Below are 10,921 nucleotides of genomic sequence, written 5' to 3'. Positions count from 1 at the left end.
CACCGGGGGCGTCCCCCTCCCGACTCGCGCAGCGAGTCGAGAGAGGGGTGAAGGCGCGAAGCGCCTCAGGGGGTGCTTTTTTCAATGCGCTGCGCTGGCCCCGGAGGCAGGCGCGGCGGGCACATGCAGGGAGTCGCCGCCGTGCTGCTCGCCGCCCATGTCCACCTTGTCACCCGCCTTCATGATGACGAACAGCGACAGGGCCGCAAACAGCACGAATCCGACAACGATCTTCCACATGGCTCATATCTCCTGGATTTTTTAAGGGGGGGGTTGCTTGAATGCTTGTTCAACAAAAGGGCCTCGCAGCGCCGCATGGTGCGTGCGAGGCCCTTTTCTGGAACACAGTGCCCGCCCCGGGGGAGGCGGGCACTGGTCGCAGTTGCCGTAATCGTCAGTCGTTGGCGTAGATGTCCACGTCCTTGGTTTCGCGGATGAACAGCGTGCCGATCACCAGGGTCATGCCCGCGATGATGATGGGGTACCACAGGCCGTTGTACATGTTGCCGGTCTGGGCCACGATGGCGAAGGCCGTGGTGGGCAGCAGGCCGCCGAACCAGCCGTTGCCGATGTGGTAGGGCAGGCTCATCGAGGTGTAGCGGATGCGGGTCGGGAACATTTCCACCAGCATGGCGGCAATGGGGCCGTACACCATGGTCACCAGCAGCACCAGCCAGAACAGCAGCACCACCGTCAGGACCTTGTTGGTCTTGGCAGGGTCGGCCTTGGTCGGATAACCGGCCAGCTTCAGGTCTTCGGAAACTTCCTTCTTGAAGGCCGCGATGGACTTGGCAGACGCTTCGTCGAACTTGAGGTTCACCACGGTGCCGGTAGGCGCCTCGACGGTCTTGGTGCCGATCTTGACGACGGCGGGCGAGCCAGCGGGGCCTGCCACGTTGTCGTAGCTCACCGAGTTCTGCACCAGGTAGCGCTTGGCGATGTCGCAGGAGGTGCGGAAGTCGATCTCGCGGGCCACCGGGTTGCCCTGGAAGGAGCACGAGGCAGGGTCGGCCGTCACCACCACGCCAGCCGTGGCCTGGGCCTTGGCCAAGTCAGGGTTGGCGGCTTCGGTCAGTGCCTTGAACACGGGGAAGTAGGTGACCACGGCCAGCAGGCAGCCGGCCATGATGATGGGCTTGCGGCCGATCTTGTCCGACAGCGTACCGAACACCACGAAGAAAGGCGTGCCCAGCAGCAGGGCGGCGGCGATCAGCAGGTTGGCCGTGGTGTTGTCCACCTTCAGCTGTTGCGTCAGGAAGAACAGTGCGTAGAACTGGCCCGAGTACCAGACCACGGCCTGGCCGGCGGTCAGGCCCACCAGTGCCAGGATCACGATCTTCAGGTTCTTCCACTGGCCGAAGGATTCGGCCAGGGGGGCCTTGGAGGTCTTGCCCTCGGCCTTCATCTTCTGGAAGGCTGGCGATTCCGACAGCGACAGGCGGATCCACACCGAGATGCCCAAGAGCAGGATGGACACCAGGAACGGAACGCGCCAGCCCCAGTCAGAGAACACCGCCTCACCCAGGCTCAGGCGCACGCCCAGGATCACCAGCAGGCTCAGGAACAGGCCCAGCGTGGCCGTGGTCTGGATCCAGGAGGTGTAGGCACCGCGTTTGCCGTGCGGGGCATGCTCGGCCACGTAGGTGGCGGCACCGCCGTACTCACCGCCCAGTGCCAGGCCTTGCAGCATGCGCAGCGCGATCAGGATGATGGGAGCGGCCACGCCGATGGTGGCATAGCTGGGCAACAGGCCGACGATGAAGGTCGACAGGCCCATGATCAGGATGGTGACCAGGAAGGTGTACTTGCGCCCGATCATGTCGCCCAGGCGGCCGAACACGATGGCGCCGAAAGGCCGTACCAGGAAACCCGCCGCGAAGGCCAGCAGCGCGAAGATGAAGGCCGCGCCCGCATCCAGACCGCTGAAGAACTGCTTGGCAATGATGGCTGCGAGCGAGCCGTACAGATAAAAGTCGTACCACTCGAAAACGGTGCCGAGCGACGAAGCGAAGATGACCTTCTTCTCTTCGGCGGACATCGGCCGCGGTGCGGGATGGGTTGCCATGGTTTGTCTCCTGTGTGATGTATTCAGACCGCCCTCTGGTGCGGCTGCCCACATTCTTGGAGATTGCACTGACCCCCCTCTGACGCGAAACCAACAGGGCCTTTCACCAAACTGACCGCGCTCTGACAACTTAAGGTGAAACCCTTGCGCCCGCTTTCAGCATGCGAGAAGGCGAGCACGGAGGGCGGTGTTTACCCCGACAGGCTGACAGGCAGGCTGTCAGGAAGCGCCGGCCAGCCCACCGTCATCAGCCCTTGGTCGCGAGACCCGAAGGGAGCGCCGCAACACCATCCCAGTCCGACCCCTCAAACCACGCATCGCCATCGAGGTAGGCACGCAGCATGGGCAGGCCATCGAGCCCCCAGAACAGCTTGCCATCGACCGCGAAGGCGGGCACGCCGAACACCCCGGCAGCCTGGGCGGTCTCGGTGTTGGCACGCAGCAGCGCCTTGGGGGCCTCGCTCGCAATGTCCTGGCCGGGCCGCAGCTGCTCGGCCAATGCGGTGGCCAGATCGGCCATGCGCGCCGGGTCCAGCGCGTCCTGCCCGCCCAGCCAGACATGGCGCAGCACGGTGCCAGCCACGTAGCGGTTGATGGTGCCGTCGTCGCTGCAGGCCAGCGCCTGGCGCAGCAGCGGCAGCGGGTTGAAGGGGTGGCGCGCCGGCATCTGCAGGCCGATGCCGTGGGCGTGGCCGAGCCAGGTCACATGGCGGTAGGTCCATTCGCGCTTGGGCGCGATGCCGGCCGGGCCCGGATTTGCGTGCTGTGCCAGCAGGGCACCGAGCAGCACCGGTTGGTAGGCCACGCTGTAGCTCAGGCCCTCCAGCACCTCGGGCAGGCGCTCGAAGGCCAGCCAGGCATAGGGCGAAATGAAGTCCAGGTAGAACGTGATGCGTTTCATGGAGATATCCCCTTGGCGTCAAACGGAGCGATGCCCGCGCGCAGCAGCAATTGCGCCCAGATGGTACGGCGCACGGCGCTATCGGCGCCACCCCAGATGCGGATCTCGTCCAGCGTGCGAAAGCAGCCCTCGCAGTGGCTGCGGTCAGGCGACATGCGGCACACCGAGATGCAGGGCGAGGGCATGGGCTCCTGGCTGCGGGCGTCGAAGTGCCCAGCCACGCCGATCTGGCGGGCGTGGTTGGCCAGCAGCTCGACCGGGGTCATGCCGCTGCAGGTGGCACAGTTGGTGCGGGCTCCTGCACCACGTCCACCACGGGCGCCCCGGTCAGGCGCGTGAGGTCGTTCGGGTGCAGCGGGAACACGCTGTGCGGATGCCCTGCCGCCGCCCACACCACGTCAAAGCGCAGCAGATCGCGGTCGATCAGCGTGACGGGCGGCGTGGCATGCGCCAGCGGCGATACGCCGCCGATGGAAAAGCCGGTGCGTGCCTTCACGAACTCGGCATCGGCCCGGCCGACCTTGCCCACGTGGGCTTCGACCTTCTTTTCGTCCACGCGCCGGTCGCCCGAGGTCACCACGAGCACCGCCGCGTCGTCGCTCTTGCGCCGAAAGATGATGCTCTTGGCCACCTGGCCGACGAGGATGCCCAGGGCATCGGCCGCCTGCTGGGCGGTGCGCGCCGCGTCGTCGAGCATCTGCGGCATGTGGGGATGGCCCTGCGCCTGCAGCGCCGCTGCCACCCGTTGCACGCCTTCCGGCAAGTTCTTCAGTTCCGCTCCGCACATATCCAAGGTTCCCGCACTGGTCATGGTGGGGCGGCACGGTGCCGCCCTCTGGTCCCCCATTGTCGGGCCTTCAGGCCCCGTGGTCAGCCCGCCCGCTTGGTCAGCAGGGCATTGGCCGCGCGCGAGTTGGGCTTGCGGTTCAAAAAGCTGCTGACGTAGGCGCCCGCATCGATGAGCTTGTCCAGATTGATGCCCGTGTCGATGCCCATGCCGTGCAGCATGTAGACCACGTCTTCGGTGGCCACGTTGCCGGTGGCGCCCTTGGCATAGGGGCAACCGCCCAGGCCCGCCACCGAGGTGTCGTACTGCCACACACCCATCTCCAGCGTGGCCAGGGTGTTGGCCAGGGCCTGGCCGTAGGTGTCGTGGAAATGGCCCGAGACATCGTCGATGCCGTAGTGCTGCAAGGTAGCCTCCAGGGCCCGCTGCACCTTGCGCGGCGTGCCCACGCCAATGGTGTCGGCCACGCCCACATGCTGCACGCCGATGCCCTTCATGAGGCCGGCCAGATAGGCCACGCGCTCGGGCGCGATCTCGCCTTCGTAGGGGCAGCCCACCGTGCAGCTCATGGCGCCACGCACATGGATGCCGGCCGCGCGCGCAGCCTGCACCACGGGGGCGAAGCGCTCGATGCTCTCGGCAATGGAGCAGTTGATGTTCTTCTGGCTGAAAGCCTCGCTGGCCGAACCGAAGACCACAATCTCGTCGGGCCAGTCGCGCACGGCGGCCTCGTAGCCCTGGAGGTTGGGTGTGAGCACCGAGTAGACGATGCCCGCCTGGCGCGCGATGCCTTGCATGACCTCGTGGTTGTCCGCCATCTGCGGCACCCACTTGGGCGAGACATAGCTCGTCACCTCGATGTTCTTGAGGCCTGCCTCCTGCAGGCGGTGCACCAGGCCGATCTTGATTTCGGCCGGTACGGGGGATTTCTCGTTCTGCAGGCCGTCGCGCGGGCCGACGTCGACGAGTTTGACTTTGGCGGGGATGCTCATGGGAAGTCTCCGGAGGGAATGGGGTGGTCGGCTCTCTGGCGGGACCTCAGTAACCGCGCCCGGGGTCGACCACTCCGGCTACGGCTTGACCGCGTTGCAGCGCGGATATCTTGCCCGCGATCTGCGCAATGCTCTCCTCGCGCAGCGTGCGCGCCGAGGTGTGCGGCGTGGCCACGATGCGCGGGTGGTTCCAGAACGGGTGGCCGGCAGGCAGCGGTTCCTTGCGGAACACGTCCAGCGTGGCGCCGGCCACATGGCCGCTGTCGATCAGGGCCAGCAGGTCCTCTTCCACCAGGTGCGCGCCGCGCGCCACGTTGACCACATAGGCACCGGGCTGCAGGCGCGAGAGGGTCTCGCGGTTCATGACGTCCTGTGTATCGGGCGTGAGCGGCAGCAGGTTGACCAGCACCCGGCTGGCAGCGAGGAAATCGTTGAACCCCTCGGCACCGCTGAACCCGCGCACGCCCTTGATGGCCTTGGGCGAGCGGCTCCAGCCGTTGACCGGAAAGTCGAACTGCGCCAGCGTCCGCGCCACGCGCTCGCCCAGCACGCCGAGCCCCATCACGCCGACCGGGAACTCGCTGCGCAGGCGCGGCTTGCGGTAGCCCCAGCGGCCGGCCTGCATGTCGGCCTCGTAGGCGTCGAACTCGCGGAAGTGGCGGATGACGGCATGGCACACGTACTCGGCCATCTGCACGGCCATGCCGGCATCGTCCAGGCGCACCACGCGCACGCCGGGCGGCAGGCGCAGCTTGAGCAGGGCATCCACGCCCGCGCCGATGTTGAACAGCGCCTTCAGGGCCTGCTGCTCGTCCATGAACTGCTGGGGCGGCGCCCAGACCACGGCGTAGTCGGCCTGGGGTGCGCCCGGTTGCCAGACGGAGATGGAGGCATCGGGCAGGGCCGCCTGCAGGCCTTGCAGCCAAGGCTCGGCCTTGGTATCGGTACAGCAAAAAGTGATGTTCATGGGCCGTAAGCGTACCGCGCCTGCAGGGAGTCAGGCAGCAGTTGCCACCAGCTTGAGCAGCTCGGCCCCTTCGGCCACCTGGTCGCCAGGCGCATAGAGCAGCTCCTGCACCACGCCATCCACCGGGGCGGCAATGGTGTGCTCCATCTTCATGGCCTCCATCACGGCCAGGGCCTGGCCCTTGGCGACCTTGTCGCCGGCCTTGACGGCGAACGACACCACCTTGCCGGGCATGGGGGCCGTCAGGCGCCCGCCCTCGGACGCCGTTTCGCCGGAATGGGCCAGCAGGTCGATGGCCACGATCTGCGTGGCACCCACGGGCGTGAACACATGGTCCACCTCGCCCTGGGCGTACACGGCGGCGCGCGTGCGCTGGCCGGCGAACTGCAGGTCGATGGCATCGCCCACGGGGGAGAACACCAGCGGCCCGGCTACCTGGGCATCGCCCTCGCCCACCGCCAGGTGCAGGCTGCCGCCACGCTCGTAGGTCAGCCAGGCCTTGGCATGCTCGCCGCCGAACTCGAACTCGAAGCGGCGCTGCACCACACCGTGCGTATGAAAGCCATCGCGGCGGCTGAACGGGTCCACCCCCTCGGTCGCACGCTCGCGCAGCAGCGTCTGCGCCACGGCGCTGGCGGCGGCCAGCGGCAGGCCCACGTCCTCCCTCTTGAACAGCACGGCCTGCTCACGCGGGATCAGCGCGGTGTCAAGTCGTGCCTGGGCGAACGAATCGGTGCGCGCCACGCGGCGCAAAAACTGCACATTGGTGGCCAGCCCCACGATGTGCGTCTGGGCCAGGGCCTCGTCCAGGCGGGCCAGGGCCTGCTCGCGCGTGTCGCCATGCACGATGAGCTTGGCCACCATGGAGTCGTAGAACGGGCTGATGGCATCGCCCTGGCGCACGCCCGAGTCCACGCGCACCGTGCCGCGCTCGAAGGCCACGTGGGACGGCAGGCCGTACACGTGCAGCGTGCCCGTGGCGGGCAGGAAGTTGTTGTCGGGGTTCTCTGCGCAGATGCGCGCCTCGATGGCGTGGCCGGTGATGCGCAGCTGGTCCTGCGCCAGCGGCAGCGGCTCGCCCGAGGCCACGCGCAGCTGCCACTCCACCAGGTCCTGGCCGGTGATGGCCTCGGTCACGGGGTGCTCCACCTGCAGGCGGGTGTTCATCTCCATGAAGAAGAAGGTCATGCTGCCGTCTGCGCGCTGCTCGACGATGAATTCCACCGTGCCGGCGCCCACGTAGTTCACGGCGCGCGCGGCGGCCACGGCGGCATTGCCCATCTGTTGGCGCATGGCCTCGGTCATGCCCGGGGCCGGGGCTTCCTCCAGCACCTTCTGGTGCCGGCGCTGCACCGAGCAGTCGCGCTCGAACAGGTAGACGCAGTTGCCCAATGTGTCGCCAAACACCTGAATCTCGATGTGGCGCGGGCGCTGTACGTACTTTTCGATCAGCACCGCGTCGTCACCGAAGCTGTTGATGGCCTCGCGCTGGCACGAGGCCAGGGCATCGGCGAACTCGGCCGCCGAATCCACCGCGCGCATGCCCTTGCCACCGCCACCGGCGCTGGCCTTGATGAGCACCGGGTAGCCGATGCGGTCGGCCTCGCGCTGCAGCAGGGCCGGGTCCTGGTCGGCACCGTGGTAGCCGGGCACCAGCGGCACACCGGCCTTCTCCATGAGCTGCTTGGACCCGGCCTTGAGCCCCATGGCCTGGATCGCCGAAGGAGGCGGGCCGATGAACACCAGGCCCGCGTCGGCGCAGGCCTGGGCGAATTCCTCGTTCTCGCTCAGGAAGCCGTAGCCCGGATGCACGGCCTGCGCACCCGTGGCCTTGGCGGCGGCGATGATGCGCTGCCACTGCAGGTAGCTTTCCTTGGGTGCACTGCCGCCGATGTGCACGGCCTCGTCGCACACGGCCACATGCTTGGCACCCGCATCGGCGTCCGAGTACACCGCCACGGTCTTCACCCCCATGCGGCGGGCGGTGGCGGCAACACGGCAAGCGATCTCGCCCCGGTTGGCAATCAGGATCTTGGTAAACATAGGAATTAAACCGCCTTCGCGGGGCCGGAAAAGAGAGAAGACAAGCGCCGCAGCACGGCGCGCAGAAACTTGAAGAGCACCACCAGCAGCAGCACCGAGACCACCAGCATCACCACCAGCACCACACCGAAGGTCACCGGGTACTGCGTGGCGAGCCAGACCACGCCGACCACCAGCCCGTCCTCAAGAAAGGACAGGCCCCAGTTGGAGAACGGTTCGGGCGAGGTGTTGGCCGCAGCGCGCGCCGTCATCTTGGTGGCCAGGGAGGTGGCGGCCAGCGAGCCCCCCATCAGCCCGCCCACCAGCCCCATGGTGGCGCTGTCGGCCCCGAACACACCGGCGGCCAGCAATGCCCCGGCGGGCACCCGGATAAAGGCATGCACGGCATCCCACAGGCTGTCAAACCATGGCACCTTGTCGGCGAAGAACTCCACCACCAGCATGCAACCGCTGACCGCCAGCACCATCGGGCTTTGCAGCACTGCCAGGCCCGGCGGCAGCGGCAGCCAGCCGGCCCAGCCCATGGCACCGACCATGAAGACCACGGCGTACAGGCGCACGCCACTGGCCCAGCCCAAAGCCGCCGCCAGGGCCAGCAGGCCGGGCATGTCGAGCTGCTGGGTGGCGCGGGCCACCCCGCCGGCCACGTCGCGTGCGGTGCCCGCGTCCACGTGCAGGCCGATGGTGTGCAGCCACTGAACGATGCTGAGCCAGAGTGCGTCCATGGGGATTTCCTGTCAGAGGATCACACGGCCAGCCAGGCGGGCTTGCGCTTTTGCAGGAAGGACTGCACGCCCTCGCGGCCTTCCTCGCTGGCGCGGATGTCGGCAATACCCTGCACCGTGGCGTCGATCAGCTGTGCGTCGATTTCGCGCTCGGCCACATCGATCACCAGCTTCTTGCAGGCGCGCACGGCCGCAGGGCTGGCACTGGTCAGCGCCTTGAGCAGCTCGGCCACCTTGGCGTCGAGCGCCTCCATGCCCAGGTCGGCCGCCACCACCTCGTGCACGAAGCCGATGCGCAGCGCCTCGGCTGCGCTGAAGCGCTCGGCCGTGAGAAAGTAGCGGTGCGCCGCGCGCGCACCCATGGCGCGGATCACGTAAGGGCTGATGGTCGCAGGGATCAGGCCCAGCTTCACCTCGCTCAGGCAGAAGCCCGCCGTGTCCACCGCCACCGCCATGTCGCAAGCGGCCACCAGGCCCACGCCACCGGCGTACACATCGCCCTGCACACGCGCGATGGTGGGCTTGGGGCATTCGTAGATCACGCGCAGCATCTCGGCGAGCTTGCCTGCGTCGGCGACGTTCTCGTCGCGCGTGTAGTCGGCCATGCGGCGCATCCAGTTGAGGTTGGCGCCCGCGCAGAAGGCCGGGCCCTCGGCCGCCAGCACCACGGCGCGCACGTCGGCGCGTGCGCCCACTTCGGTGAAGGCGGCGGTGATCTCGGCGATGACTTCGTCGCTGAAGGCGTTGCGGATCTCGGGCTGCGTGAGCGTGATGCGCGCCACGGCGCCTGCATAGGTGATGGCGAGGTTGTTCGTTCCCATGGCAATCAGTCCTTACATCCGGAACAAACCGAACTTGGTGTCTTCGATGGGCGCGTTGCGTGTCGCAGCCAGGCCCAGCGCCAGCACGCGGCGCGTGTCGGCCGGGTCGATCACGCCGTCGTCCCACAGGCGCGCAGTGGCGTAGTAGGGGTGGCCCTGGTCTTCGTACTGGCGGCGGATGGGAGCCTTGAAGGCTTCTTCCTCCTCGGCGCTCCACTGGCCGCCCTTGCCCTCGATGCCATCGCGCTTGACGGTGGCCAGCACGCCGGCGGCCTGATCGCCGCCCATGACGCTGATGCGCGCGTTGGGCCACATCCACAGAAAGCGCGGGCTGTAGGCGCGGCCGCACATGCCGTAGTTGCCGGCGCCGAAGCTGCCGCCGATGATGATGGTGAACTTGGGCACGGCGGCCGTGGCCACGGCCGTGACCATCTTCGCGCCGTTGCGCGCGATGCCTTCGTTCTCGTACTTGCGCCCGACCATGAAGCCAGTGATGTTCTGCAGGAAGACCAGCGGGATCTTGCGCTGGCAGCACAGCTCGATGAAGTGCGCGCCCTTCAGGGCCGACTCGCTGAACAGGATGCCGTTGTTGGCGATGATGCCCACGGCCATGCCCTCGATGCGCGCAAAGCCCGTGACCAGCGTGGTGCCGTAGCGCGCCTTGAACTCGTCGAACTCGCTGCCATCGACGATGCGGGCGATGATCTCGCGCACGTCAAAGGGCTTGCGCGTGTCCACGGGGATCACGCCATAGAGCTCTTCACCGGCAAACTTCGGCGGCAGCGGCGCGCTGTCGGCCGGCGAGGCGGCCTTGGCCTTGTTGAGGTTGCGCACCGCATTGCGCGCCAGCTGCAGCGCATGCAGGTCGTTCTGCGCCAGGTGGTCGGCCACGCCCGACAGGCGCGTGTGCACGTCGCCGCCGCCCAGGTCCTCGGCCGTGACCACCTCGCCCGTGGCAGCCTTCACCAGCGGCGGGCCGCCCAGGAAGATGGTGCCCTGGTTCTTGACGATGATGGACTCGTCGCTCATGGCCGGCACATAGGCGCCGCCGGCCGTGCAGCTGCCCATGACCACGGCGATCTGCGAGATGCCCTGGGCGCTCATGTTGGCCTGGTTGAAGAAGATGCGGCCGAAGTGGTCGCGGTCGGGGAAGACCTCGTCCTGGTTGGGCAGGTTGGCGCCGCCCGAATCCACCAGGTAGATGCAGGTCAGGTGGTTCTGCTGCGCCACTTCCTGCGCGCGCAGGTGCTTCTTGACGGTGAGCGGGTAGTAGGTGCCGCCCTTCACCGTGGCGTCGTTGCACACCACCATGCAGTCCACGCCGCTCACGCGGCCGATGCCGGCGATCAGGCCGGCGCTGGGCGCATCGTTGTTGTACATGTTGAGCGCGGCCAGGGGTGCCAGCTCCAGGAAGGGCGTGCCCGGGTCCAGCAGCATCTGCACGCGCTCGCGCGGCAGCAGCTTGCCGCGCGCCGTGTGCTTGGCGCGGGCGGCCTCGCCGCCGCCCTGGGCCACCTTGTCGAGGTGGCCGCGCAGGTCATCGACCAGGGTGCGCATGGCGGCCGCGTTGGCCAGGAAGTCGGCCGAGCGGGCGTTCAGTTGGGTGTCTAGGATGGTCAT

At 67.7% G+C, this 10,921-nt stretch carries 11 protein-coding genes; all 11 read right to left on the bottom strand.

Annotated features, from left to right (window positions below):
* Window positions 1-81: 81 nt before the first annotated feature.
* The 11 genes from ASE31_RS32220 to ASE31_RS10255 all read right to left on the bottom strand — a co-directional run bounded on the left by ASE31_RS32220 (window position 82) and on the right by ASE31_RS10255 (window position 10,921).
* Window positions 82-240, bottom strand: coding sequence for a hypothetical protein (locus ASE31_RS32220; protein WP_007858372.1), 159 nt, complete (start codon window positions 238-240; stop codon window positions 82-84).
* Between the two features lie 154 nt (window positions 241-394).
* Window positions 395-2,065, bottom strand: a complete 1,671-nt coding sequence (locus tag ASE31_RS10300) for an MFS transporter (protein WP_057201569.1) — start codon at window positions 2,063-2,065, stop codon at window positions 395-397.
* Between the two features lie 247 nt (window positions 2,066-2,312).
* A complete protein-coding gene (locus ASE31_RS10295) occupies window positions 2,313-2,966 on the bottom strand; it encodes a 2-hydroxychromene-2-carboxylate isomerase (RefSeq protein WP_057201568.1) in 654 nt (217 codons plus the stop codon).
* The gene (locus ASE31_RS10290) at window positions 2,963-3,232 is read right to left on the bottom strand and encodes a DUF1289 domain-containing protein (protein ID WP_057201567.1); all 270 of its coding nucleotides are present in this window, start codon (window positions 3,230-3,232) and stop codon (window positions 2,963-2,965) included. The genes ASE31_RS10295 and ASE31_RS10290 overlap by 4 nt, the downstream gene beginning before the upstream one ends.
* Window positions 3,229-3,753, bottom strand: coding sequence for a YbaK/EbsC family protein (locus ASE31_RS10285; protein WP_057201566.1), 525 nt, complete (start codon window positions 3,751-3,753; stop codon window positions 3,229-3,231). The genes ASE31_RS10290 and ASE31_RS10285 overlap by 4 nt, the downstream gene beginning before the upstream one ends.
* 83 nt (window positions 3,754-3,836) lie before the next feature.
* A complete protein-coding gene (locus ASE31_RS10280; protein ID WP_057201565.1) occupies window positions 3,837-4,745 on the bottom strand; it encodes a hydroxymethylglutaryl-CoA lyase in 909 nt (302 codons plus the stop codon).
* Between the two features lie 46 nt (window positions 4,746-4,791).
* On the bottom strand, window positions 4,792-5,712 hold the full coding sequence (locus tag ASE31_RS10275) for a glyoxylate/hydroxypyruvate reductase A (protein WP_057201564.1): 921 nt from the start codon (window positions 5,710-5,712) through the stop codon (window positions 4,792-4,794).
* 30 nt (window positions 5,713-5,742) lie between these two features.
* The gene (locus tag ASE31_RS10270; protein WP_057201563.1) at window positions 5,743-7,755 is read right to left on the bottom strand and encodes an acetyl/propionyl/methylcrotonyl-CoA carboxylase subunit alpha; all 2,013 of its coding nucleotides are present in this window, start codon (window positions 7,753-7,755) and stop codon (window positions 5,743-5,745) included.
* Window positions 7,756-7,760: 5 nt separating this feature from the next.
* A complete protein-coding gene (locus ASE31_RS10265) occupies window positions 7,761-8,480 on the bottom strand; it encodes a DUF4126 domain-containing protein (protein WP_057201562.1) in 720 nt (239 codons plus the stop codon).
* 20 nt (window positions 8,481-8,500) lie between these two features.
* Entirely contained in the window at window positions 8,501-9,301 is an 801-nt protein-coding gene (locus tag ASE31_RS10260; RefSeq protein WP_057201561.1) for an enoyl-CoA hydratase/isomerase family protein, read from the bottom strand.
* 12 nt (window positions 9,302-9,313) lie between these two features.
* The gene (locus ASE31_RS10255) at window positions 9,314-10,921 is read right to left on the bottom strand and encodes a carboxyl transferase domain-containing protein (RefSeq protein WP_057201560.1); all 1,608 of its coding nucleotides are present in this window, start codon (window positions 10,919-10,921) and stop codon (window positions 9,314-9,316) included.

It is taken from the genome of Acidovorax sp. Root217, assembly GCF_001428645.1.
In the GTDB taxonomy this organism is placed as follows: domain Bacteria; phylum Pseudomonadota; class Gammaproteobacteria; order Burkholderiales; family Burkholderiaceae_C; genus Acidovorax.
Note: the sequence above shows the minus strand (reverse complement) of the source record. Positions and strands in the feature narration are given on the sequence as shown.